We start from the raw sequence: 23,751 nt of genomic DNA, 5'->3' as shown, positions 1-23,751 counted from the left end.
GGGCCGCGGCTCGTGGCACTGCTCGGACGTCCTCGCACTTGTTCGCACCTGCGGGCGGGAGCGGGCGGGAGCACGGTCCCTCACACACAGATACGGTGAAGGACACGCACATGACGACGCCCACGATCGAGCTCAAGCCCACCTCGTCCCCGCTGTCCGACGCGGAGCGCGAGGCGATCCTCTCCGCCCCCGGATTCGGCCGCCACTTCTCGGACCACATGGTCACCATCCGGTGGACGGAGGGCCGCGGCTGGCACGACGCCCAGCTCGTCCCGTACGCCCCGCTCTCCCTCGACCCGGCGACGATGGTCCTGCACTACGCGCAGGAGATCTTCGAAGGGCTGAAGGCGTACCGGCAGCCCGACGGCACCGTCGCCACCTTCCGCCCCGAGGCCAACGCCCAGCGCTTCCAGCGCTCCGCGCACCGACTGGGCATGCCGGAGCTGCCGGTGGAGACCTTCATCGGGGCCTGTGACGCGCTGGTCCAGCAGGACAAGGCGTGGGTCCCGGCGCACGGCGGTGAGGAGTCCTTCTACCTGCGCCCGTTCATGATCGCCACCGAGGTCGGCCTCGGTGTGAAGCCCGCCAACGAGTACCTCTTCCTCGTCATCGGCTCCCCGGCCGGCGCCTACTTCGCCGGCGGTGTGAAGCCGGTCTCCATCTGGCTCTCCGAGGACCGGGTCCGCGCCGTCCCGGGCGGCATGGGCGACGCCAAGACCGGCGGCAACTACGCCGCGTCCCTGCTCGCCCAGGCCGAGGCCACCGCGAAGGGCTGCGACCAGGTCGCCTACCTCGACGCCGTGGAGCACAAGTGGGTCGAGGAGCTCGGCGGGATGAACCTCTACTTCGTGTACGACAACCACATCGTCACCCCCGCTCTCACCGGCTCCCTGCTCGCCGGTGTCACCCGTGACTCCCTCCTCACCGTCGCCCGCGACCTCGGCTACACCTCCGAGGAGGGCCGGGTCTCCATCGACCAGTGGCGCGAGGACAGCGCGAACGGCACCCTCAAGGAGGTCTTCGCCTGCGGCACCGCCGCCGTGATCACCCCCGTCGGCACCGTGAAGTCGGCCGGCGGCGAGTGGACCCAGGGCGACGGCACCCCCGGCGAGACCACCATGAAGCTCCGCGACCGCCTGCTGGACATCCAGCGCGGCATCGCCGAGGACACCCACGGCTGGATGCACCCGCTGGGCGACTGACGCCCCCTGCTCCGCCGCACACGCAGTACGTACGAAGGCCGCGCCCGGGTCAGCCGGGGCGCGGCCTTCGTGCTTCACGCGCGGTGACGGCCCAAGGGACAAACCGTCAGGAGGGTTTCGCGCCCTGAGCTCAGGGCGCCGCCCGCCGGGCGCGGTGCGCGCGGACCCGTCCGCGGCTGGCGCACGCCGGGGAGGGGCACCACCGGCGGCGGCCGGCGGGATCGGTGAAAACGCCCCGGCAGTCGTCCTCGGGACACACCTTGAGCCCGGTCCGGTCCGCGCCGGTCAGGTGGTCCGCGGCCTGCCGCGCGATGCGGACGAGAGCTTCGCCGGCGGTGGCCGGCGAGCTGCGGCGCAGGCGGTCGCCGCCGGTGAGTTCCACCGGGTCGTCGGCCACGACGAAGTCGCTCAACCCGGTGACTGCTTCTTCCGGAGGGGTGCGGCCCTGGGTGGTGGCAAGGGCCAGGGCGCGCAAGCACTCACGCAACCGCCGTGTGTGTTCCAGGTCGGCGTGCGTGGGCCTGCGGTGCGGCGCCAGCTCGCTCATCCTCAGCCATTCCGCCAGCAGATCCGCCGAGCCGAGGCGTTCGACCGGGTGGCTGCTGAAGGCGCGGCCCCGTGTGGCGAGCAGGTTGAGCCAGGTGGCGCCACAGTCGAAGCGGAAGCTGTGCGGGTCGTCGGTGGCCATGCGCCGAGTGTAACGCCTCAACCGTTACGTCTGTTAACGTCGTAACGCCTTGACCGTTACGCACTGATGAGGAGGCCGACCATGGCCGATTCCGGACCTGTCGACCCCGTGCCTCTCTCCGAGCGGCTGACCCCTGCCGTTCTCGACCGGGAGGCGGGCCATCGGACGCTCGACACCCTCCAGGACCCCGCGACCCAGGCGCTCTTCCCTTGGCTGGAGGATGTGGCTCCGGGCTTTCCCGACTGGCTGATCACCACCCTCTTCGGCGGCACCTATCAGCGCACCGGACTCTCGCCGCGCGAGCGCCAGTTGGTGAACCTGGGGGCGCTCACGGCGCTCGGCGGCGTCGATCCGCAGCTGGCCGGGCAGGTCGTCACCTCGCTGCGGGTGGGTCTGGCACCCGAGGAGGTGGTCGAGGTCTTCGTCCACCTGGCGCCCTACGTCGGCGTTCCCAAGGCGCTGGCCGGCCTGCGGGTCGCCGCCGCGGCGCTGGAGGACACCGCGGCCCCGAGCGAAGCGGATCGGAGTGACCTCCGGTGAGTGAGGTGACGCACCCCGTGGCGGGACGGACGGTGAGGACCGTACTCGGCGACATCGACCCCGGTGACCTGGGCGTCTGCGACGCCCACGACCACTTGTTCCTGCGAAGCCCGCGCCTTCCCGGCGAGGAGCTCGACGACACCGCGGCGGCACGGTCGGAACTGGACTCCTTCGCACAGGCCGGGGGGCGGGCCATGGTGCAGTGGACGCCCTGGGGTATGGGACGGCGGCTGTCCGCCCTTCCCGCGCTCTCCCGCGACAGTGGCGTCCACCTGATCGCGGCGACCGGCCTGCATCAGGCGAAACACTACGAAGGCGTCCGGTTCGCGCACGGTGTCGACGAGTTGGCGGAACTCTTCGTCCGGGAACTCACCCGGAGCCCGGTGAGAGCGGGCCTGATCAAAGTCGCCGGTGCCTTCCACCGACTGGACGAGCACGCTCGCCGGACGATGGCCGCAGCGGCGACAGCCCATCACGCCACCGGCGCACCGATCGGCGTCCACCTGGAGGGCGGCACCGCGGCCCTGGAAACCCTCCAACTCCTCTGTGCGGACCACGGTGTACCGGCCCACCGGGTGATCCTGGGCCACCTTCTCCGTTACCCCGATCCCGCTGTCCACCTGCGCGTCGCGGAAGCCGGGGCGTACCTGGCGTTCGACGGGCCTTCCCGGGCCCATCACGCCGGTGACCACCGACTGGTGGAGTGCGTGGCGGCACTCGCCGACGCCGGGCATGCCGACCGCGTGCTGATCGGCGGCGACACCGTGGTGGCGTCGGCCCGCTCGTCGGCGGACGGGCCAGGAACGCGTCACCTCCTGGAAGGAGTCGCTCCCCGCATCGCCCAGGAAATCGGCAGGGACGTGGCCCGTGCGATCTTCGTCGAGAACCCCGCCCACGCCTTCGCGGCACACTGGCCGGGCCCCGCACGACCATCGCCGGGGATGCCCCCCACGTCCGCGGAGCCCGGCTGATCCGCGTATCTGGGCCCTGCGGAAACCGCTGCCGGTATCGATGGCGTGCGTACCGCCCGGCCCGACTCCCCGGTCGCCCGGTACGTCGGGCGCCCCGGACGCCCCGCTTCTACTCCCGCTCCCCCCGCACCAGCTCCGCCACCTCGGCGAGCGAGTCGACCGACCAGTCCGCCGTGGCGCGGACGGCCGGGTCGTCGGCCCACCAGTGGCCCCACGGTCCGCGCCGCAGGTGCGCGGTGCGCAGGCCCGCCGCGTGGGCGGGGAACACGTCGTTGACCGGGTGGTCGCCGACGTACAGGGTGTGCTCGGAGCGGGTGTTGGAGACGCCGAGGACGCGGGCGAAGAAGGCGGGGTCCGGCTTGGCGGCGCCCCACTCCTCGGACATCACGACGAGATCGGCGGGCAGCTCCAGCGCGCGCAGCAGCTCTCCGGCGCGGGCCGTCTGGTTCCCCGCGACGATCACGCGGACGCCGAGCGCGCGGAGCCGGCCCAGGGTCAGCCGCACGTCCGGATAGAGGTCCGACTCGTCCAGGTACTCGCCCCGGCCCGCCGCCTCGCGGGCCCGCCACTCGGCCTCGACGTCGATGCCGGGGCGGACGAGGCGCAGCGCGTCGGAGTTGTCGCGGCCCTGGGTCACCACCGCCCCCACCAGGGCGCTCATCGTGTGCCGGGGGACGTCCAGCCAGTCCGCCCAGGAGCCCCAGTACCGGTTGTCGTTGGTCAGCGTCTCGCCGACGTCGAAGACGATGGTCTCGATCACCGGGCCGACCCTACTGCGCGGCGGAGCGGGGAGTCCGGCCCCGGCGGCTTCCTCCGCCGCCCGTTTCGTCCGGGCCTCGCCGGGCAGGCGCCGTCCTGCAGGCACTGCCGGGGTGGCCTACGTTGGCAGTGCAAGGTTCGTCCGTCCGAGGAGGCCCCGTGACTGAGGGAAGCAAGGACAAGGTCAAGGGCAAGGCCAAGGAAGCCATGGGCAAGATGACCGGCAACCGCGGCAAGGTCGCCGAAGGCAAGGCCGACCAGGCCAAGGGTGCCGCGAAGGACGCCGTGGGCGACGCGCGCAGGAACCTGCGCGACAAGACCGGCCCCAAGGACCCGCTGATCACCGACGACGAGTGAGTCCGGTACTCACTCTTCGCGCCCCCGCCCTTCCCTGGGCGGGGGCGCGTCGGCTTTCACGGCGTGCCGCGCCGTGTCAGCGCCAGCGGTACGTCCGGTCGGTGATCGGCGGAAGCAGTACGGGTCCGGGGCCGGGCGGGCCGTAGGCCGGGAGCAGGTGGCCGAGCACGTCGGCCACGGCGGGGTAGAGGTGGAGGTCCGCCGCCTCCGCCAGGGGGACCCACACCACCCGGGTGGGGTATTCGGCGTCCTGCTCGGTCTCCGGCAGGGTGTCCCGGAGGTGGCGCGGAAGAGCCAGCACGTGGATCAGGTGGAGGCGGCGGAAGGTGCCGGGGCGGCCGGGGCGCGTGGTGAGCTGGTCCTGTGCCCAGAGCAGCCGGGGCGGGTCGGGCAATGCGCCGACGTCGAGGGTGAGCTCCTCCCGGAGCTCGCGGGCGAGCGCCTCCGGTACCTCCTCGTCCGGTTCGAGGAGCCCGCCGGGCAGGGAGTGCTGTGTCCCGCCGGGGCGGGAGCGGCGGATGAGGCAGATCTCCCCGCCTTCGACGAGCGCGGCGCAGACCCGGACGGTGATGGCCGGGGCGGGATCAGTGGTGGTCGCGGGCGGGAGGGTGGTCATGGGGCTGGTCCTGGTGGGTTCGGGCCGTGCCGTGGGCCGGTGCGGACCGGGGGACGGGCGTACGGGGTGCGGTCCGTGGGCCTTCCGCTCTGCCCGCGCACGCGTCGTACTACCCCTCACCGAAGGGGCGGAACCGCAGCGGGGAGCCAACTCGCCATCCACTCGCCGCTGTTGGCCGCGAACCGTCCCTCTTTCGGTGTACGCAACGCACGCAAGTAAACCGGATCGTTCCCCTCCGCTCCCTTGTCCGCGCTCCCCGCCGTACGGCACGGTGACCGACCATGGGACGTGAGCAGTGGAAGAGGATCTGGGTCGGTTCGGCCGGGAACATGGTCGAGTGGTTCGACTGGTTCGTGTACGCGACCTTCGCGGTCTACTTCGCGGACGCCTTCTTCCCCGAGGGCAACGGGACCGCGAACCTCATGAACACCATGGGCATCTTCGCCGTGGGGTTCTTCATGCGCCCCGTCGGCGGCTGGCTCCTCGGGAGGATCGGTGACCGCCGGGGCCGCAAGGCCGCGCTGACCCTCACCGTCTCGCTGATGTCGGCCTCCGCGATCCTCATCGCCGTCGCCCCGACCTACGCGGTCGCCGGGTACGGCGGGGTGGCCGTGCTCATGGTGGCCCGGCTGCTCCAGGGCCTGTCGGTGGGCGGTGAGTACGCGGCCAGCGCCACGTACCTCACCGAGGCCTCGCGCCCCGACCGGCGCGGGTTCGCCTCCAGCTTCCAGTACGTGTCGATGACCGCCGGTCAGCTGATCGGGCTCGGGCTCCTCATCCTCCTCCAGCACACCCTGTCCGAGGACGCCCTGCACAGCTGGGGCTGGCGGGTGCCGTTCGTGGTCGGCGCGCTCGGCGCGGCCGTCGTCTTCTATCTGCGGCGCACCATGCTGGAGACCGAGGTCTACGCGGAGTCCGGCGCCGCCGAGGACGCCGACCGGGGCACGCTCAAGGCCCTGTGGGCCCACCGGCGCGAGGCGTTCCTCGTCGTCGCGCTGACCATGGGCGGGACCGTCGCGTACTACACGTACACGACGTACCTGACGAAGTTCCTCTCCAAGAGCGCCGGGATGGAGAAGTCCACCGCCACCCTCGTCAGCTTCTGCGCGCTCTTCGTCTTCATGTGCCTCCAGCCGCTCGCCGGACTGCTCTCCGACCGGATCGGGCGGCGCCCGCTGCTCATCGGGTTCGCCGTCGGCTCGACCCTCCTGACGGTGCCGGTCATGACGATGCTCCGCCACGCAGGTACCTTCTGGCCCGCCCTCGGCCTCTCGCTGCTGGCCCTCGTCGTGGTCACCGGCTACACCTCCATCAACGCCTGCGTGAAGGCCGAGCTCTTCCCGACCGGCATCCGCGCGCTCGGAGTGGCCCTCCCGTACGCCGTCGCCAACGCGCTCTTCGGCGGGACGGCCGAGTACATCGCGCTCTGGTTCAAGAACGCGGGCGCCGAGTCCGGGTACTTCTGGTACGTGGCCGGCTGCGCCGCCGTCTCGCTCGTCGTCTACCTCGCCATGCGCGAGACGCGCGAACTCGACCTGCACCGGGTCGGCACGGAGGCGCCGGCCGCACCCGGTGCCGGGCGGCCCTCGGACGGGACGAGTGTCACGACCGCATTCTGAGACGGGCCCGTCACGGGGGCGGTGCTGTGCCAAAATGCTCCCGTGTCCTCGTTGTCCACGATTATTGGCAGCAGGCGCGCCGGTCCGCAGTGACGTCCCGTACCACCACGTACGGCACGCTCATCGTGCCCCAGACCCGCGCGCAGACCTCTCGCACCCGCGAGGGGTTTTTTCGTTTTCCGGCCCCCACCCAGGCCGGGGCGGCGTGCGCGGGATGATGGGGGCAAGTGGAGCCCGATCGTCCGGATCCACTCATCCGACAGGAGTCGCATCAGCATGACCAACAAGGCCACCGCCACCGACGACAGTTTCCATGTCTTCGACACCACCCTGCGCGACGGTGCACAGCGTGAAGGCATCAACCTGACGGTCGCCGACAAGCTGACCATCGCCCGGCACCTGGACGACTTCGGCGTCGGATTCATCGAGGGCGGCTGGCCCGGCGCCAACCCCCGGGACACCGAGTTCTTCGCCCGCGCCCAGCAGGAGATCACCTTCGCCAACGCCCAGCTCGTGGCGTTCGGCGCGACCCGCAGGGCCGGCGGCAAGGCCGCCGAGGACCCGCAGGTCAAGGCGCTGCTCGACTCCGGCGCCCCGGTGATCACCCTGGTCGCCAAGTCCCACGACCGCCACGTCGAACTCGCCCTGCGCACCACCCTGGACGAGAACCTGGAGATGGTCCGCGACACCGTCTCCCACCTGCGCGCACAGGGCCGCCGGGTCTTCGTCGACTGCGAGCACTTCTTCGACGGCTACCGCGCCAACCCCGAGTACGCGAAGTCCGTGGTCCGCGCCGCCGCCGAGGCCGGCGCCGATGTCGTCATCCTCTGCGACACCAACGGCGGGATGCTCCCCGCCCAGGTTCAGGCCGTCGTCTCCACCGTCCTCGCCGACACCGGCGCCCGGCTCGGCATCCACGCCCAGGACGACACCGGCTGCGCCGTCGCCAACACCCTCGCGGCCGTCGACGCGGGTGCCACCCACGTCCAGTGCACCGCCAACGGCTACGGCGAACGCGTCGGCAACGCCAACCTCTTCCCGGTCGTCGCCGCCCTGGAACTGAAGTACGGCAAGACGGTGCTCCCCGAGGGCGCCCTCGGGGAGATGACCCGCATCTCCCACGCCATCGCCGAGGTCGTCAACCTGACCCCCTCCACGCACCAGCCGTACGTCGGGGTCTCGGCCTTCGCCCACAAGGCCGGGCTGCACGCCTCCGCGATCAAGGTCGACCCCGACCTCTACCAGCACATCGACCCCGCGCTCGTCGGCAACAGCATGCGGATGCTCGTCTCCGACATGGCGGGGCGCGCCTCCATCGAGCTGAAGGGCAAGGAGCTCGGCATCGACCTCGGCGGCGACCGCGAGCTGGTCGGCCGGGTCGTCGAGCGGGTCAAGGAACGCGAACTCCGCGGCTACACCTACGAGGCGGCCGACGCCTCCTTCGAACTGCTGCTCCGCGGCGAGGTCGCGGGCACCCCGCCCCGCTACTTCCGTACCGAGTCGTGGCGGGCGATCGTCGAGGACCGCCCGGACGGGGTGCACGCCAACGAGGCGACCGTGAAGCTCTGGGCCAAGGGTGAGCGGATCGTCGCCACCGCCGAGGGCAACGGACCCGTCAACGCCCTGGACCGGGCGCTCCGGGTGGCCCTGGAGCGGATCTACCCGCAGCTCGCCAAGATGGAGCTGGTCGACTACAAGGTCCGCATCCTGGAGGGGCGTACCGGCACCGAGTCCACCACCCGGGTACTGATCACCACCGGCGACGGAGCCGGCGAGTGGTCGACCGTCGGGGTCGCGGAGAACGTCATCGCCGCGTCCTGGCAGGCGCTGGAGGACGCGTACACCTTCGGCCTGCTGCGGGCCGGGGTCGAGCCCACGGAGTAAGGGCGTGCGGAGTGTGCCGCCGGACGTCCGGCGGCACACTCACCGCCCCTGCCGCGCGCGGTACCGCGTCACCCCAGCCGCGGTCGCTCCCAGGGGTACGGCGACGGCGGGCACCGTCCACGTCGGGGTGCCGATCCACATGGCGAGCAGACCCACCGCGAAGCAGATCCCGAAGTTGATGGTGAGCAGCGTATTGCCGTCCGGGTACCACAGGTAGGACCGGTAGGCGCGGGGCCGGACGAGACGCACTGCCCCGAACACGAAGGCCTGGGCCGCGAGGAGCGCGGCGAACACGCCGACGGCGGTGTTCATCTGAAGCTCGTCACGGGGCGCGTCCGGGGTGTTCTGCCGTTCGCCGTCCTTGCTGACCACCACGATGTCGCCCCGCCATACGGTGGCCGTGACCTGGTCGCCGGGTGCGAGCTCCCTCAGGAGCGGCCCCTCCTTGCCGCCGGCCCGCACTCTTCCCCGCCAGCCGTCCTCATCCGTCAGGGTCGCCTCGTAGTACCAGCTCTTCCCCCCGTTCTTCCTCTCCGTCTTCTCCACGGTGAGGCGCAAGGCACTCAGACAGTCCGCCGGCCCCTGCCGCACCGTGCGGGAGGAGCAGGACTCGGCCGCGCGGTAGTCCTGGAGGCGCTCGCCGTCGGAGGGCAGCCACCAGGAGAACACCACGTAACAGCCCGCCGCCGACATCAGGGACAGCAGGATCATCAGCACGCCCGCGAGCCGCGTCCGCCCCGTGGACCGCCGGTCGGCATCCTTCTGGTGCGGCTGTCCGTTCGTGCTGTGAGCCCTCGCCCGCGTCGTTGTCATGACGTACCCCCTCCTCCTGAGCATCCTTCAGTCAGAGACAGGAATACACGCACGTCAACGGCAGTCTGCGGGCGGTCGGGGTTGCCGGACTCCGGCAACCCCGACCGCCGGGGCCGAGGTGCGCCCGGTCCCGGCGGTCACCGCGGAACTACTGGAGCCGCCACTTCTGGTTGGCGGCCCCGGTGCAGCTCCAGATCTGGGCGCGCGCTCCGTTGGCCGTCGAGGCGTCCGTGACGTCCAGGCACTTGTTCGCCGCCGTGTTCACCACGTCCCCGGTGCTCGCGTTGTACGTCCACCGCTGGGCACCCGTGCCGTTGCAGGTGTAGAGCTGGACCTTCGCGCCGTCCGCGGTCGACGCCGAGGTCACGTCCAGGCAGGCGCCCAGCGCGCGGATGGTGCCGTCGGACTGGACCGTCCAGCGTTGCGCGGCCGAGCCGTTGCAGTCGTACAGCTGGACCGCCGTGCCGTCCGCCGAGCTTCCGTTCGCCGCGTCCAGGCACTTGCCGCCGGTGCCGGTGAACGCACCCGAGGTGCCGGTCGGGGTGCCGGTACCGGACTGGGTGCCGGACCAGGTGAAGGTGGCCGAGGTGCGGGCGGGCAGCGAGTAACCGAACGTCGAGCCGCCCCAGTTGACGGTGAGCTGCTGTGCCGAGGAGCCGCCGTTGTAGGCGATCAGCGCCTTGGAGCCGTCCGTGTTGCGCCACGCGACGTTGGGGACGGTGGAGCTGGCGGTGGAGGCGATCCGGGAGGCACCCGGGCGGACGAACTTCGTCAGGTGGCCCATCGTGTAGTACTCGATGGTGTAGTCCACCTGCCCGCTCCTGGCGTCACCGTTGTGGACCGTGATCAGCCCGTCGCAGGTGCCGCAGCCGCCGTTGTGCGGGCCCCGGTTCTGGTCCACCGCGAGGGACCACTTGGTGACCGACTTCGCCCAGTTGCGGGTGTAGTCGATGATGTTGAGCATGTCCTCCTTCTGCTGGTCGGCGATCCAGGTGCCGCCGGAGTGCTCGGTCTGGAAGGCGTCCATCGTCGGGTACTGGTTGTGCACCGCGGTCTGCTTGGCGATGTCACCGCCGTAGCCGTGCCAGGCGACCCCGCCGAAGTTGGGGTGGTTGCGCACCGCCGCGTCGTCCACCGTGGGCGCGGCGTAGGCGTCGTAGGTGTCCCAGTTCCAGTCGTGCGCCAGCACCTTGGTGGAGAGCCCCGCCGCCTGGAGCTTCGGCAGCAGCTCGCTCTTGGTGAAGTACGCGAGCCCCGAGCCGTTCCAGCTCATCGAGGGGTAGCCCGAGCAGCAGGTCGGCTCGTTCTGCGCGGTGACGTACTGGACCGGGACGCCCTGGGCCTGGTACGCCTGGAGGTACTTCACGAAGTAGTCGGCGTACGTGCCGTAGTTCTCGGCCTTCAGCCAGCCGCCGTTGAGCTGGCCGCTGTCCTTCATCCACGCCGGGGCGGTCCAGGGCGAGGCCATCGTGGTGAGGGCCGGGTTGAGCTGCTTCGCCTGCTTCGTCAGCGGGAGGACGTCCGCGAGGTCGTGCGCCACCGAGAAGTTCGCGAGCGTGGGGTCGGTCTGCCCGGCGGGCAGGTCGTCGTAGGTGTACCCGGTCCGGGCCAGGTCCGAACCGCCCATCGGATTGCGGACGAACGAGAGCCCGATCCCCTCGGTCGGGGAGAAGAGCTTCTTCATCGTGGCGTCCCGGGTCGCGTCGCTCAGCGCCCCGCTGCTCTTCATCAGCCAGGCCGCGGTGTCCGTGAAGGACGCGCCGCCGCCGGTGAAGGCCTGGTACCGGGTGTTCTCGTCCACCGTCACCACGGTGCCCGCGCTCCCGCCGCCGGCGGCGAAGGAGACCGGCGTCTGGGCCTGGAGGCCCCGGGTGACATGCCGGCCACCGGAGTCGTCGGTGGTGGTCAGCACGATGGAGACGCTCTCGCCGGCCGCCTGGGCGGCGGGCGCGGCGAGCCCGGTGAGGCCGGCCGCGGCGAGTGCGGTCGCCAGGAGCGTCGCACCTGTTTTCAGAGGTCCGCTCGATCGGATCATGGGGGAATGCCCTTCTTCGGCACTTCTTCGGCACAGGGGTGGGGTGCTGCCGTCGATCGAGGCGTGAGTGAACTGCCCTCACAGGCTCGCGTCAAGGGGGTGCGTGCGTACAAGAATTGAATGCACAACTCCCTTCTCCCGCCCGCCGGATGGGTCTGGATCAATCTCGGTGTGAAGTATTGACGGCTCTGTCCGGGCGGGGTTAACTCCAGCCGCGACGCCGGTACCGGTTCCGGGACCGGTACCGCGAAGTGGCCGGCCCAACGGGCCGCGCCCGTGCTCCCCGTTGCCTCCCGAAGTGGTGAAGTCCGCCCGCCCGGCGGCGAAATGCTCTGTACGTCCTGTGTTCTCGCCTGGTCAGGGAGGCTCCGTTGCGCGTCACCATCGCCGATGTGGCCCGTGCCGCCGGAGTCAGCAAGACCACCGTTTCACGGGTGCTCAACACCAAGTCCGACGTGGACCGTTCCACCGCCTCCCGCGTTCGTGAAGTGATCGCACACCTCGGCTACGTCCCCAGCTCCGGAGCGGTCGGCCTGGCCCGGGGCAGCAGCCGCACCGTCGGGATGCTGGTGCCCTCGCTGACCTGGTCCTGGATGGGCGAGGTCCTCCAGGGAGTCGTGGACACCGTCGAGGCGGCGGAGTACGGCCTGCTGCTCTTCACCTGCAACCGGGGCGCCGAGTCCGTCCGCCGGTTCACCACGCAGGTCTCGGCCCGCGCTTTCGACGGGCTCGTGGTCGTGGAGCCGGAGAACACCCTCGGCCACCTCACCGCGTTGCACCGCAGCGGCCTGCCGATCGTGCTGATCGACGACCGGGGCCACCACCCCGAGTTCCCCTCGGTCGTGACCACCAACCACGAGGGCGGCGCGAGCGCCGCCCGCCACCTGCTGGCCGACGGGCGCACCCGCCCACTGGTGCTCAGCGGGCCCGCGCACTACGGCTGCGTACGCGAACGGCTCGACGGATTCCGGTCCGTGCTGCCGGACGCCCTCGTCGCCCAGGGCGACTTCACCGAACGCGGCGGCGAACGCGTCATGGCCCGACTCCTCGCCTCGGGGACGCGGTTCGACTCCGTCTTCGCGCACAACGACGTCAGCGCCACCGGTGCCCTGAGAGCGCTCCACGCCGCCGGACGCCGGGTCCCCGACGACGTCGCCCTCGTCGGCTTCGACGACATCTTGATGGCCGCGCACACCGCGCCCCCGCTGACCACCGTCCGCCAGCCCACCCGCGCGATGGGCGAGACGGCGGCCCGGATGCTCCTCGCCCACCTCGACGGCGAACCGGCCCCGGACGAACCGGTCGTGCTCCCCACGGAACTCGTGGTCCGCCGCTCGGCGCCCTGACTCTCCGGCCCGGCGCACGCGCGGCTTCGGACGGCCGCGCGCACCGGTACACCCACACACCCCCCACGGGCTCCGGCCCCGCACCACCCCCCGGCCCCACCCCCTCGCCCCACCCGTACCGCTGCCGACCCCGTGCAGCCGAGACGAGAGAAGAGCCGCAATGCCAGCTACCCGTCACCGAAGAGGATCGGCGAGGGCCCTCCTCGCCGCCGTCACCGTCCTCGCCGGACTGATCACCGCGGCCGTGCCCGCGGCGGCCGACGACCCCGCACCGGTGCTCGTCGACCGGTACGAGGGCGAGGTCCCCCTCAGCGCCCCGCCCGCCGACTCGATCTTCACCTGGGGCTCGGACGCCGACGACCAGCCGAAGCTCGCCTTCACCGAGCGCGCCGACGCCCCCGAGGGCTCCAAGGTCCTCGAAGGCACCTACGACATCAGCGGCTGGGGCGGACTGAGCCACGAGTTCGCCGTCGACCAGGCCCCCCAGGACTGGAGCGCCCACAAGGGCATCCGCTTCTGGTGGTACGGGCAGAACAAGGCGCCCCTGCCGCCCGGTTCCGGCAAGAAGATCAGCTTCGAGATCAAGGACGGCGGCGCCAACGGCGGCGCGTCCGAGCTGTGGACCATGTCCTTCACCGACGACTGGGAGGGCTGGCACCAGGTCGAGGTCCCGTTCGCGGACTTCGTCTACCGCGGCGACTACCAGCCCGTCGGCGGCATCGACCACATCCTCGGGCTCGACCGGATGTGGGGCTACGCCCTCACCCTGCCGACCGGCGCCCCCGGCTCCTTCGCCATCGACGGCATGGAGCTCTACGGCAAGGCCGACCCGGCGCTGACCGCGGGCATCGCCACCGACGCCACCGTGCACCCGGTGGACGACGGCGGCGCCGCGACGGTTCGCCTCACCCTCTCCACCACCGGCGGCCTCCCCGTCGAGGAGCCCGTCACCGTCGCGTACACCACCGAGGGCGGCACCGCGGTGGCCGGCACCGACTACACCCCGGTCACCGGCACGTACACCTTCCCGGCGGGCACCGCGTCCGGCGCCACCCACACCGTCACGGTGACGACCAAGAAGGCGAAGAAGGCGTCCGAGGCCCGGACGGTCCCGCTCGTCCTCACCGTCACCGGCGCCAAGGCACCGACGGAGACCCCCCAGGTCGTCATCAACGCCCACGGCCTCCCGTACCAGAACGCCAAGCTCCCGGTGAAGCGGCGCGTCGCCGACCTGCTCTCCCGGCTCTCGCCCGCCGAGAAGGCCGGCCAGATGACGCAGGCCGAGCGCAACGCACTGCGCAGCCCCGGCGACATCGCCTCCTACGACCTCGGCTCGCTGCTCTCCGGCGGCGGCTCGGTCCCCACGCCCAACACCCCCGAGGCGTGGGCGTCGATGATCGACTCGTTCCAGCTGCGCGCGCAGGCGACCCGCTTCCAGATCCCGCTGATCTACGGCGTGGACGCGGTGCACGGCCACAACAACGTCGTCGGGTCGACGATCATGCCGCACAACATCGGCCTCGGTGCCACCCGCGACCCGCAGACCGCCCAGAAGACCGGCGCGGTCACCGCGAGCGAGGTCCGCGCCACCGGCGTCCCGTGGGACTTCGCCCCCTGCGTCTGCGTCACCCGCGACGAGCGCTGGGGCCGGTCCTACGAGTCCTACGGCGAGGACCCGGCGCTCGTCGAGTCCATGGAGACCGTGATCCAGGGCATGCAGGGCGCCGCGAACGGCAGCGACCTGGACCGCAACGACAAGGTGCTCGCCACCGCGAAGCACTTCGTCGGCGACGGCGGCACCGAGTTCGGTTCCTCCACCACCGGTTCGTACACGATCGACCAGGGCGTCACCAAGGTCACCCGCGAGGAGCTGGAGGCGGTGCACCTCGCGCCGTTCCAGGAGGCGGTGGACCGCGGCATCGGCACCGTCATGCCGTCGTACTCCTCGCTGGACATCCTGGGCGACGACCAGGGCCCGGTGAAGATGCACGGAGACGCCGAGATGATCAACGGCGTCCTCAAGGACCGGATGGGCTTCGAGGGCTTCGTCATCAGCGACTGGCAGGCCATCGACCAGCTCCCCGGTGACTACGCCGACGACGTGCGCACCTCGGTCAACGCCGGCCTCGACATGATCATGGTGCCGACCGCGTACCAGGACTTCACCACCACGCTCAAGAGCGAGGTCGCCGCGGGCCGCATCAGCCAGGCCCGGATCGACGACGCGGTCTCGCGCATCCTGACCCAGAAGTTCAAGCTGGGCCTCTTCGAGAAGCCGTACGCCGACACCTCGAACATCGACGACATCGGCTCCGCCGCCCACCGCGCGGTGGCCCGTGAGGCCGCCGCCAAGTCCCAGGTGCTGCTGAAGAACGACGGCGCGGTCCTCCCGCTGAAGGCGGACCAGAAGGTCTACGTCGCCGGCTCCGACGCCGACGACATCGGCAACCAGGCCGGCGGCTGGACCGTCAGCTGGCAGGGTTCCTCCGGTGCCGTCACCGAGGGCACCACCATCCTCCAGGGCATGAAGAAGGACTCCGCCTCGGTCACCTACTCCAAGGACGCCTCCGCCTCCACCGACGGCTACGACGTGGGTGTGGTCGTCGTCGGCGAGACCCCGTACGCCGAGGGCATCGGCGACGTCGGCAACGGCAACGACCTGGAGCTGACGGCCGCCGACAAGGCCGCGATCGACAAGGTCTGCGCCGCGATGAAGTGCGCCGTCCTCGTGGTCTCCGGCCGCCCCCAGCTCATCGGCGACCGCCTCGGCGACATCGACGCCCTGGTCGCCTCCTGGCTCCCGGGCACCGAGGGCGACGGCGTGGCCGACGTCCTGTACGGCAAGCGCGCCTTCACCGGCCAGCTGCCCGTCACCTGGCCGAAGTCCGAGGCCCAGCTGCCCATCAACGTGGGCGACGCCACCTACGACCCGCAGTTCCCCTTCGGCTGGGGTCTCACCACCCTGAAGAAGGCCCCCGCGGGCGGCGAAATCACCCTGACCGCCCTCCAGGTGGCCGCCGGAGTCGCGGAGAAGCTCCACCTCGGCACGACCGCGGCGGGCAGGGCGATCGTGGACCAGGCCCGTCTGCTGGTCCAGCAGAAGACCGGCGGAAAGCTGACGGCGGCGGTCTCCAAGCCGTTCGCCGAGGCCGACCACCTGCTGCTCACCGGTGACCTCACCGGCGCGGTGGCCAAGCTGCGGGCGGCCTACCGGGCCGCGTGACCCAGCGGTAGCGAACGTACGAGGGTGTGCCCGGGCAGAGCGTCTGCGCCCGGGCACACCCGTGCGCCCGGGGAGTCCGCGCCCTCGGGGGAGAGCGCGCGGGCCGGGAGGTCCGGAGTAGCGTGAAGTATGCGAAAAAGTCAGATATTCGCACTCTTGGCCGGTCTGCTGCTGGTGCTCTCGACCGCGCTCCTGACCCTCGTCCCCGCCGCGTCCGCTTTCCCCGGGTCTGCCGCACGCGCCCCGGCCGCGACGATCGAGGACGCGGCCCAGGCGCTGCGCGAGGACCCGGTGTACGTGGACCCCGGCGCCCGTGACCAGCTCTCCACCGGACAGGAGAAGGCCCTGGAGGACCGGATCACCAAGGCCGACAAGCCGGTGTTCGTCGCCGTCCTCCCGGACGGCTCCGCCTTCCCCGAGGACGGCCTGCTGGCCACGCTCCGCAACGACACCGGCATCACCGGGGTGTACGCCGTCCGCCTCGGCGACGGATTCGACGCGGGAGCGGACCCGCAGGTCATGCCGGTCCGCGCGGTCGACAACCTCACCGCGGCCGTGAAGGCCCCGGCCGCCGACACCTCCACCGACGCCCAGCTCGACGCCTTCGTCGACGGTGCGCTCGAACAGGCCAAGGGCACCGCCCCGGCCTCCTGGGACGGCGACGGGAACGGCTCCTCGGCAGCCCGCTCCACCGGTACCGGGCTGCTGGTCCTCGCCGGCGTGGCCGTCGCGGGGGCCGCGGGCGCCTACGCGGTCATGCGCCGCAACCGCCGCCGGGCACGCGCCGAGGAGAGCGCCGCGCTCGACAAGCTCCGGACCGTGGTCGACGAGGACATCACCGCCTACGGCGAGACCCTCGAACGGCTCGACTTCCACCCCGGCGAGCCGGGCGCCGACGAGGCGATGCGCGCCGACTACGAGCACGCGCTCGACTCCTACGAGAGCGCCAAATCCAGCATGGAGAAGGCCGAGCGCCCCGCCGACGTCCGCCCCGTCACCCAAGCCCTGGAGGACGGCCGCTACTCCCTCGCCGTGCTGGAGGCCCGCCGCACCGGGTCCGCCCTGCCCGACCGCAGACCCCCGTGCTTCTTCGACCCGCGCCACGGCCCCTCCGTCGCCGACATGCGCTGGCGCCCGGCCGGCGCCTCCTCCCGGGAGGTCCCGGTGTGCGCCGCCGACCGGGCCCGACTGGAGGACGGCGAGGACCCGATGAGCCGCACCGTGGACGTGGGAGACGGGAACCGACGCCCGTACTGGGAGGCCGGACCGGCTTACGGGCCCTGGGCCGGCGGCTACTTCGGCGGCGGGCTGCTCCCCGGGCTGCTGATCGGGACGATGCTCGGCTCGATGCTCTCCACCCCCGCCTATGCGGCGGAGTACGGCGGCGGCGACTTCGGCTCGGGCGGTGACTGGTCCGGCGGTGACGCCTCCGGCTCCGATTTCGACTCCTCCGGCTTCGGCGACGGCGGCGGCTTCGGGGACGGCGGCGGCTTCGGCAGTGGCGGAGGGTTCGACGGGGGCGGCGGGTTCTGAGCCTGCGCCCGCAGTTCCGGGACGGGAAACCGCGTGTTGCCGTTCCGGCAAGTGGGCTTGTCTGGGCGTGCGGGGCGGGCGCACCCTCTCCTCGTAACGCCGTGACGGACGTCAGGAGACCGCATGACCAGCGACAGCACCGCCCCCGCCCATCCGCGCGCCGACGCGGAAGCGGCCACCCCCGCCGAACTGTGGGACGAGCGCTACCGCCTGAGCGACCGGATCTGGAGCGGGAACCCCAACACCGTGCTGGTCCGCGAGGTCGCGGGGCTGGAGCCGGGGCGCGCCCTCGACCTCGGCTGCGGGGAGGGTGCGGACGCCGTCTGGCTGGCGGGCCTAGGCTGGCAGGTCACCGCGACCGACCTCTCGCGCGTCGCGCTGGAGCGGGCGGCCGTCCACGCGGCCGACGCCGGGGTCGCCGACCGTGTCGACTGGCAGTGGCACGACCTGGGGGCGTCCTTCCCGGACGGCGAGTTCGACCTGGTCTCGGCGCAGTTCCTGCACTCCATGGCGGACCTGCCGAGGGAGCGGATTCTGCGGCGGGCGGCAGCCGCCGTCGCGCCCGGCGGAATTCTGCTGGTCGTCGGCCACGCCGGATTCCCGCACTGGGAGACCGACCCCGACCCCTCCGTCCGGTTCCCGACGCCCGACGAGGTGCTGGCCTCGCTGGAGCCGGCGCCGGGGGAGTGGGAGGTGCTGCTCAGCGGCGAGCACGAGCGGGTGCAGAACGACCCGGACGGCAACCCCACCACCCGTACGGACAACGCGCTGAAGATCCGGCGCCGGTAGCGGGACGGGCACGGTCCGGCCGCGCACGCACGAGCGCCCGCCCCGGTCCTCCCCGGCGGGGGAGGGAGGGGCGGGCGCGCTCGGGTGGGGCGGGGATCAGGCGGCGGCCTTGATCGCGGAGATGTCGAAGGTCAGCTTGACCTTGTCGCTGACCATCACGCCACCGGTCTCCAGCGCGGCGTTCCAGGTCAGGCCCCAGTCGGAGCGGAGGATGGTGGCGCCACCCTCGAAGCCGACGCGCTGGTTGCCGTACGGGTCGGTCGCGGAGCCGTTGAACTCCAGGTCGATGGAGAGCGGGCGGGTGACGTCCTTGATGGTGAGGTCGCCGGTGATCCGGTAGGTGTCGCCACCGAGCTGCTCGGCGGAGGTGGAGCGGAACGTCATCAGGGGGAACGCCTCGGCGTCGAAGAAGTCGCCGCTGCGCAGGTGGCCGTCGCGGTCGGCGATGCCGGTGTCGATGCTGGCGATCTTGACGTCGATCGAGGCGGTGGAGTGGTGCGGGTCGGTGCCGTTCAGCACCAGGGTGCCCTCGTGCTCACCGAAGGAGCCGCGCACGTTCGTCACCATCGCGTGGCGCACCGTGAAGCCGATGCTGCTGTGGGCCGGGTCGATCGTGTAGGTGCCGGTCAGGGCGGCGAGCGCGGGGTCCACGGCGGGCTTCTCGGCGACAGCGGTCGTGGTGGCGGACTTGCGGTTGAACAGAGCCATGGCTCCTCCTCGGGAGACGTTTTCCTCGAAGTCGAAGGCCCTGGTTTGTTCAACCTTCAACGACTTCGACTGTAGACCTGATTGGTTCAAAGTTCAACATCTAGCGTGGGGCTCGTCGTGCTGGCGTCGATCCCGGCGCCCTCCGGCCCGGCGGCGGCCGTCCCGACGGTCCCGGCGTTCACCGCATCGCCACGGACGCGGTCTGGCGGACGCGCGTAGAACTCGGGCAGTATCGCCATGCCGCGCCGTGCGGTGGTCCCGCGTTCACCCCATTCGTCGTGCGGCGGCAGACCCGAATTTGTCATGAGCAGGAGGAGACCCCCCATGTTGACCCGCCCCAGGCTCCGCTCCGCCCTCACCGCCCTCGCCCTCGTGCTGGGCGTCCTCTTCGCGCCGGGAGTCGGCGTGATCGGCGGCGCCACCGACGCCCACGCCGCCACCAAGCTCACCCACTCCCAGGCCACCGCCCGGTTCAGCTCCTCCGGGATCACCTGGTCCTCGTCGGGCGGCTGCTCCGACCGCAACAACTCGACGTGTACCTCGTTCGACCAGCTCAACCTGGCCACCGCCCAGGGCGCCCAGACCCTCAAGAGCGCCACCGGCTGCGCCATCAACATCACGGGCGGTACCGAGACGGGCCACGCGAGCGGCACCTACTCGCACTGGAACGGCTACAAGCTCGACTTCGCGAAGAACACCTGCCTGAACAACTACGTCACCGGCACCTTCACCTACATCGGGCTCCGCGGTGACGGATACGCCCAGTACCAGGCGGCCTCCGGCAACATCTACGTCAACGAGGGCAACCACTGGGACACGACCTACTACAACTGCGGCGGCTGCTGACCCGGCACCGACGCCCGGCCGCCACGCACGCGTGCCCCCTCTCCCGCCGTCGGGAGAGGGGGCACGCGCGCCGTGGGGGTCCAGGAGCGGGTCAGGAACCGACGCTCACGGTGAAGCGCCGCGGGTTGCCGTCGTTGGCGGCGCCCGAGACGTCGGGCTGACCGTCGGGGCGCACGTCGTCGTAGGGGAAGGCGTACCCGATCGGGCTGTTGGCGTGCACGATGCGGGACCAGTGGTTGGTCACGGCTTCCTGGTAGTAGTCCGCGGTGGTCGTGCCGTTCGGCTGGTCCGGGTGGCTGAGCATGATCGAGCGGTTGAACCCGGCCGCCAGCCGCGCCAGCAGGGCCTTCTTGTCGTCCGAGTCGGCGGGGTTGTTGGTGAAGGGGCCGTGGTTGCAGGTGAAGACGTCCTTGGACACCGGTTTGGTGAACGTGTGGCCGCCGTCGAAGACCAGGTCGTCCCCGCTGACCCGGCCGGCCAGCACGCCCCGGCCGCCCTGCAGGTCGATCCGCAGATCGGTGGAGCGGTACTTCTCCCAGACCTGGTCGATCTGCGCCGTGAACAGGTCCCGGAAGGGCATCTGGTCCGGCCGGTCGAAGTACGGTGCCATGAGGTTCTGCGGGGAGACGACCCGCAGGACCTGCCCGTCCGCCCCCCGGGTGACCAGTTGGTCCCAGGGCTGCCCGTCCGCGGCCGCCTGGGCGATCAGCCCGTCCGCGATCCGCCGCACCGCGCCGTCCGGCAACGGGGCGACGGTGTGGGTGGAGTCGCCCTCCAGGGTCAGCCCGATCGGGAGCGCCGTGACGAGGTCGACGTAGCTGATGTTCGCGTAGAGCTGCTGCGGGTTGAAGGTGAACTCGCAGAAGGACCAGGTCCGCCCGTAGTTCGCGTCCGTCGAGGTGGCGAAGGCCGGCTCCACCAGCGCGGGGCCGGGGTTCAGGTAGAAGTCCAGGGTGTCGTCGCGTACGAAGTACACCCGGGCGCCGTACATCTGCGGGAGTGTCAGCACCACCGGGGCGCCGCCCGCCGGGTTCAGCGGGATCGAACAGTCGACCGGCAGGGGGGTCTGCGCCGCGGCGGGGGAGTCCGGCCGGTAGAGGCTGCCGTCCGCGCGCAGGAGCACCCAGCGATCGGTTCCCTGCTCGTGGCCGGTGACGTACGCGCGCACCGTGCCGGGCAGCGAGCGGTTCTCCAGGGCCAGCTCGCAGGTCGCGGCGGCGGCCGAGGCGCGCGGGGAGAGGGCGCTGCCCCAGACGGGATAGCTGAGCGCCGCGGCCGAGGCGGCGGCGCCGGTGAGGAAGGTGCGACGAGAGATCACGAGGAGCTCCGGAGGGGTGGGGGGGATGGGCGGAGCACGGCCGGACCGTGCGGACGGTGGGGGCCGCCCTGTGGTGCGGACCACTTTCATCACGCCTGTCACAGGCGTCAAGAGGTGTGACTGAGAGCGCTCTCAGAATCAGTGTTTCTTCACAACTCGTCTTCAAGGTGCCCGCGTTGGTGCGTGGAAGGGCGCGACTTCCCGTTGTTCCGGTCAAGAGGTGACAAGGGCTGAAAGGGGGCGGGTGCGCGGCGCACGACGGCCGCCGGGCCGGCAGGAGTGCCGCCGACGGGTCGTGGCGAGGCCGCTCCGCCGCCGCGAGAGGGCCCCGGGGAGGGATGCCGGGGAAGGGGCCCGGCGGGGAGGCGGCCGACGTGGCCGTTGCCTTCCGGAGGGGGACGGTCCATTAGGCTCGACCCCCGTACGGGTCGCCAGGGCCGTCCCGGACGCCCTCCCGCCTTTTGTGGGAACCTCATAAAGCGGGAGGGGTCTCAGATGGTGGATCGCACGCATGGTGCGAGGCTTCTGTCGGCCCTCGCCAGGAAACCGGGCAGGAGACTGTACGGATTCGACGGCGGTATTTGCGCCGCTGGATTCGTAGGGTCGGTACATGACCGTTGTGGACGAAATCCCGGGTGAGCCGAGCGACACGCGTGGCCGGGTGGCCGAACTGCTGGCCCTGCGTGAGCAGGCGCGGCGCGGCCCGAGCGACCGGGCGACCGAGGCGCAGCACGCCAAGGGCAAGCTGACCGCCCGCGAGCGCATCGAACTCCTGCTGGACGCCGGTTCGTTCAAGGAGGTCGAGCAGCTCAGGCGGCACCGGGCCACCGGCTTCGGTCTGGAGTCCAAGAAGCCCTACACCGACGGTGTCATCACCGGCTGGGGCACGGTCGACGGCCGGACGGTCTTCGTCTACGCGCACGACTTCCGGATCTTCGGCGGTGCGCTGGGTGAGGCCCACGCCACCAAGATCCACAAGATCATGGACATGGCCATCTCGGCCGGAGCGCCGCTGGTCTCCCTGAACGACGGCGCCGGCGCCCGTATCCAGGAGGGCGTCAGCGCGCTCGCCGGCTACGGCGGCATCTTCCAGCGCAACACCCGGGCGTCCGGTGTCATCCCGCAGATCAGCGTGATGCTCGGCCCGTGCGCGGGTGGCGCGGCGTACAGCCCCGCGCTCACCGACTTCGTCTTCATGGTCCGCGAGACCTCGCAGATGTTCATCACCGGCCCGGACGTCGTCAAGGCGGTCACCGGCGAGGAGATCACCCAGAACGGCCTCGGCGGCGCGGACGTGCACGCCGAGACCTCGGGCGTCGCGCACTTCGCGTACGACGACGAGGAGACCTGCATCGCCGAGGTCCGCTACCTCATCGGGATGCTGCCCTCGAACAACCGCGAGAACCCGCCGACGGTGGCGAGCGACGACCCGGCGGACCGGCGCGGCGACGTCCTGCTGGACCTGGTTCCGGCCGACGGGAACCGCCCGTACGACATGCACAAGGTCATCGAGGAGCTCGTCGACGAAGGCGACTACCTGGAGATCCACGAGCGCTGGGCCCGCAACATCATCTGCGCCCTCGCCCGGATGGACGGCCAGGTCGTCGGCATCGTCGCCAACCAGCCGCAGTCCCTGGCCGGTGTGCTGGACATCGAGGCGTCCGAGAAGGCCGCGCGATTCGTCCAGATGTGTGACGCCTTCAACATTCCCATCATCACTCTTCTGGACGTACCCGGCTTCCTTCCGGGCGTGGACCAGGAGCACGGTGGGATCATTCGGCACGGCGCCAAACTGCTCTACGCCTACTGCAACGCCACCGTGCCGAGGATCTCGCTGATCCTGCGCAAGGCGTACGGCGGCGCGTACATCGTCATGGACAGCCAGTCCATCGGCGCCGACCTGACCTACGCCTGGCCGACCAACGAGATCGCGGTCATGGGAGCCGAAGGTGCCGCCAACGTCATCTTCCGGCGCCAGATCGCCGAGGCCGAGGACCCCGAGGCCATGCGGACCCGCATGGTCAAGGAGTACAAGGCCGAGCTGATGCACCCGTACTACGCGGCGGAGCGCGGGCTGGTCGACGACGTCATCGACCCGGCCGAGACCCGCGAGGTGCTGATCGCCTCGCTCGCCATGCTCCGGAACAAGCACGCCGACCTGCCGTCCCGCAAGCACGGCAACCCCCCGCAGTAGTCGTCGGCCCGCGCGGTACCCGCGCACCGGAACGACCCCCTGCCGAGAAGACGGAGACATCCCATGAGCGTCACTTCTGCCGAGTCCGTGCTGCGCGTCGAGAAGGGCCACGCCGCCCCCGAGGAGCTCGCGGCCATCACCGCCGTGCTGCTCGCCCGCGCGGCGGCCCGGCCCGCTCCCGTCCGCGGCGGCCGTGACACGGCCGGATGGCGCCGCCTGGAGCGCACCCCCGGCTTCCGCGCCCCGCACAGCTGGCAGGGCTGACACACCTCCCCGAGGGCCGGACCGACACGGGTCCGGACTCCGGTGC

Annotated in this window: 20 protein-coding genes; 13 read left to right on the top strand and 7 right to left on the bottom strand. The window is 71.4% G+C overall.

The window, feature by feature from the left end; translation table 11 throughout:
- Positions 1–110 precede the first annotated feature (110 nt).
- Positions 111–1,202, top strand: a complete 1,092-nt coding sequence (locus tag OHT52_RS06825; protein ID WP_328719232.1) for a branched-chain amino acid aminotransferase — start codon at positions 111–113, stop codon at positions 1,200–1,202.
- A gap of 130 nt (positions 1,203–1,332) precedes the next feature.
- Here the strand turns inward: OHT52_RS06825 and OHT52_RS06820 are convergent, their stop codons facing one another.
- Positions 1,333–1,890 carry a CGNR zinc finger domain-containing protein gene (locus OHT52_RS06820; RefSeq protein WP_328719231.1) on the bottom strand — a complete coding sequence of 186 codons (558 nt, stop codon included), beginning with the start codon at positions 1,888–1,890 and terminating at the stop codon, positions 1,333–1,335.
- A gap of 81 nt (positions 1,891–1,971) precedes the next feature.
- On the opposite strand from OHT52_RS06820, the gene OHT52_RS06815 reads away from it, so the two are divergent.
- Together OHT52_RS06815 and OHT52_RS06810 are read left to right on the top strand one after the other, a co-directional pair.
- Positions 1,972–2,430 carry a carboxymuconolactone decarboxylase family protein gene (locus OHT52_RS06815; protein WP_328719230.1) on the top strand — a complete coding sequence of 153 codons (459 nt, stop codon included), beginning with the start codon at positions 1,972–1,974 and terminating at the stop codon, positions 2,428–2,430.
- Between the two features lie 32 nt (positions 2,431–2,462).
- Positions 2,463–3,401, top strand: coding sequence for a phosphotriesterase family protein (locus OHT52_RS06810; protein ID WP_328719229.1), 939 nt, complete (start codon positions 2,463–2,465; stop codon positions 3,399–3,401).
- A gap of 109 nt (positions 3,402–3,510) precedes the next feature.
- Here OHT52_RS06810 and OHT52_RS06805 read toward each other — a convergent pair whose 3' ends face one another.
- The gene (locus tag OHT52_RS06805) at positions 3,511–4,161 is read right to left on the bottom strand and encodes an HAD family hydrolase (RefSeq protein WP_328719228.1); all 651 of its coding nucleotides are present in this window, start codon (positions 4,159–4,161) and stop codon (positions 3,511–3,513) included.
- Between the two features lie 158 nt (positions 4,162–4,319).
- Between OHT52_RS06805 and OHT52_RS06800 the strand changes: the two genes are divergently transcribed.
- Positions 4,320–4,517 (top strand): CsbD family protein, encoded by a 198-nt coding sequence (locus OHT52_RS06800; RefSeq protein WP_328719227.1) that lies wholly within the window; start codon positions 4,320–4,322, stop codon positions 4,515–4,517.
- A 76-nt stretch (positions 4,518–4,593) separates the two neighbouring features.
- Here OHT52_RS06800 and OHT52_RS06795 read toward each other — a convergent pair whose 3' ends face one another.
- The gene (locus OHT52_RS06795) at positions 4,594–5,133 is read right to left on the bottom strand and encodes an NUDIX hydrolase (protein ID WP_328719226.1); all 540 of its coding nucleotides are present in this window, start codon (positions 5,131–5,133) and stop codon (positions 4,594–4,596) included.
- 281 nt (positions 5,134–5,414) lie between these two features.
- Here OHT52_RS06795 and OHT52_RS06790 point away from each other — a divergent pair, with 281 nt between their 5' ends.
- Together OHT52_RS06790 and cimA are read left to right on the top strand one after the other, a co-directional pair.
- Positions 5,415–6,752: an MFS transporter gene (locus tag OHT52_RS06790; protein ID WP_328719225.1), complete on the top strand. Its 1,338-nt coding sequence runs from the start codon at positions 5,415–5,417 to the stop codon at positions 6,750–6,752.
- Positions 6,753–7,028: 276 nt separating this feature from the next.
- Positions 7,029–8,636, top strand: a complete 1,608-nt coding sequence (cimA, locus tag OHT52_RS06785; protein ID WP_328719224.1) for a citramalate synthase — start codon at positions 7,029–7,031, stop codon at positions 8,634–8,636.
- A gap of 39 nt (positions 8,637–8,675) precedes the next feature.
- Here the strand turns inward: cimA and OHT52_RS06780 are convergent, their stop codons facing one another.
- Positions 8,676–9,449, bottom strand: coding sequence for a hypothetical protein (locus OHT52_RS06780; protein ID WP_328719223.1), 774 nt, complete (start codon positions 9,447–9,449; stop codon positions 8,676–8,678).
- Positions 9,450–9,597: 148 nt separating this feature from the next.
- Positions 9,598–11,484, bottom strand: coding sequence for a lectin (locus tag OHT52_RS06775; RefSeq protein ID WP_328719222.1), 1,887 nt, complete (start codon positions 11,482–11,484; stop codon positions 9,598–9,600).
- Between the two features lie 371 nt (positions 11,485–11,855).
- Here OHT52_RS06775 and OHT52_RS06770 point away from each other — a divergent pair, with 371 nt between their 5' ends.
- The 4 genes from OHT52_RS06770 to OHT52_RS06755 all read left to right on the top strand — a co-directional run bounded on the left by OHT52_RS06770 (position 11,856) and on the right by OHT52_RS06755 (position 18,375).
- Positions 11,856–12,830 (top strand): LacI family DNA-binding transcriptional regulator, encoded by a 975-nt coding sequence (locus tag OHT52_RS06770; RefSeq protein WP_328719221.1) that lies wholly within the window; start codon positions 11,856–11,858, stop codon positions 12,828–12,830.
- A 160-nt stretch (positions 12,831–12,990) separates the two neighbouring features.
- Positions 12,991–16,053: a glycoside hydrolase family 3 protein gene (locus OHT52_RS06765; RefSeq protein ID WP_328719220.1), complete on the top strand. Its 3,063-nt coding sequence runs from the start codon at positions 12,991–12,993 to the stop codon at positions 16,051–16,053.
- A gap of 129 nt (positions 16,054–16,182) precedes the next feature.
- A complete protein-coding gene (locus tag OHT52_RS06760) occupies positions 16,183–17,586 on the top strand; it encodes a hypothetical protein (protein ID WP_328719219.1) in 1,404 nt (467 codons plus the stop codon).
- Between the two features lie 123 nt (positions 17,587–17,709).
- Positions 17,710–18,375 (top strand): SAM-dependent methyltransferase, encoded by a 666-nt coding sequence (locus OHT52_RS06755; RefSeq protein ID WP_328719218.1) that lies wholly within the window; start codon positions 17,710–17,712, stop codon positions 18,373–18,375.
- 96 nt (positions 18,376–18,471) lie between these two features.
- Here OHT52_RS06755 and OHT52_RS06750 read toward each other — a convergent pair whose 3' ends face one another.
- Entirely contained in the window at positions 18,472–19,083 is a 612-nt protein-coding gene (locus tag OHT52_RS06750; RefSeq protein ID WP_328719217.1) for a YceI family protein, read from the bottom strand.
- Positions 19,084–19,407: 324 nt separating this feature from the next.
- Here OHT52_RS06750 and OHT52_RS06745 point away from each other — a divergent pair, with 324 nt between their 5' ends.
- The gene (locus OHT52_RS06745; RefSeq protein ID WP_328719215.1) at positions 19,408–19,929 is read left to right on the top strand and encodes a hypothetical protein; all 522 of its coding nucleotides are present in this window, start codon (positions 19,408–19,410) and stop codon (positions 19,927–19,929) included.
- A 91-nt stretch (positions 19,930–20,020) separates the two neighbouring features.
- On the opposite strand, the gene OHT52_RS06740 is transcribed toward OHT52_RS06745, so the two are convergent.
- Positions 20,021–21,247, bottom strand: coding sequence for a glycoside hydrolase family 64 protein (locus OHT52_RS06740; RefSeq protein WP_328719214.1), 1,227 nt, complete (start codon positions 21,245–21,247; stop codon positions 20,021–20,023).
- Positions 21,248–21,857: 610 nt separating this feature from the next.
- Here OHT52_RS06740 and OHT52_RS06735 point away from each other — a divergent pair.
- Together OHT52_RS06735 and OHT52_RS06730 are read left to right on the top strand one after the other, a co-directional pair.
- Entirely contained in the window at positions 21,858–23,441 is a 1,584-nt protein-coding gene (locus OHT52_RS06735) for an acyl-CoA carboxylase subunit beta (RefSeq protein WP_328719213.1), read from the top strand.
- 63 nt (positions 23,442–23,504) lie between these two features.
- The gene (locus OHT52_RS06730) at positions 23,505–23,705 is read left to right on the top strand and encodes an acyl-CoA carboxylase subunit epsilon (RefSeq protein ID WP_328719212.1); all 201 of its coding nucleotides are present in this window, start codon (positions 23,505–23,507) and stop codon (positions 23,703–23,705) included.
- Positions 23,706–23,751: the final 46 nt, after the last annotated feature.

The sequence above is a fragment of the Streptomyces sp. NBC_00247 genome (assembly GCF_036188265.1).
In the GTDB taxonomy this organism is placed as follows: Bacteria; Actinomycetota; Actinomycetes; order Streptomycetales; family Streptomycetaceae; genus Streptomyces.
This window is presented reverse-complemented; position numbering and strand designations above follow the sequence as displayed.

Bases quoted from the DNA above. Each gene is read 5' to 3' on its own strand.
- OHT52_RS06825 (WP_328719232.1), top strand. From the start codon at position 111: ATGACGACGCCCACGATCGAGCTCAAGCCCACCTCGTCCCCGCTGTCC.
- OHT52_RS06820 (WP_328719231.1), bottom strand. From the start codon at position 1,890: ATGGCCACCGACGACCCGCACAGCTTCCGCTTCGACTGTGGCGCCACC.
- OHT52_RS06815 (WP_328719230.1), top strand. From the start codon at position 1,972: ATGGCCGATTCCGGACCTGTCGACCCCGTGCCTCTCTCCGAGCGGCTG.
- OHT52_RS06795 (WP_328719226.1), bottom strand. From the start codon at position 5,133: ATGACCACCCTCCCGCCCGCGACCACCACTGATCCCGCCCCGGCCATC.
- OHT52_RS06790 (WP_328719225.1), top strand. From the start codon at position 5,415: ATGGGACGTGAGCAGTGGAAGAGGATCTGGGTCGGTTCGGCCGGGAAC.
- cimA (WP_328719224.1), top strand. From the start codon at position 7,029: ATGACCAACAAGGCCACCGCCACCGACGACAGTTTCCATGTCTTCGAC.
- OHT52_RS06780 (WP_328719223.1), bottom strand. From the start codon at position 9,449: ATGACAACGACGCGGGCGAGGGCTCACAGCACGAACGGACAGCCGCAC.
- OHT52_RS06775 (WP_328719222.1), bottom strand. From the start codon at position 11,484: ATGATCCGATCGAGCGGACCTCTGAAAACAGGTGCGACGCTCCTGGCG.
- OHT52_RS06765 (WP_328719220.1), top strand. From the start codon at position 12,991: ATGCCAGCTACCCGTCACCGAAGAGGATCGGCGAGGGCCCTCCTCGCC.
- OHT52_RS06760 (WP_328719219.1), top strand. From the start codon at position 16,183: ATGCGAAAAAGTCAGATATTCGCACTCTTGGCCGGTCTGCTGCTGGTG.
- OHT52_RS06755 (WP_328719218.1), top strand. From the start codon at position 17,710: ATGACCAGCGACAGCACCGCCCCCGCCCATCCGCGCGCCGACGCGGAA.
- OHT52_RS06750 (WP_328719217.1), bottom strand. From the start codon at position 19,083: ATGGCTCTGTTCAACCGCAAGTCCGCCACCACGACCGCTGTCGCCGAG.
- OHT52_RS06745 (WP_328719215.1), top strand. From the start codon at position 19,408: ATGTTGACCCGCCCCAGGCTCCGCTCCGCCCTCACCGCCCTCGCCCTC.
- OHT52_RS06735 (WP_328719213.1), top strand. From the start codon at position 21,858: ATGACCGTTGTGGACGAAATCCCGGGTGAGCCGAGCGACACGCGTGGC.
- OHT52_RS06730 (WP_328719212.1), top strand. From the start codon at position 23,505: ATGAGCGTCACTTCTGCCGAGTCCGTGCTGCGCGTCGAGAAGGGCCAC.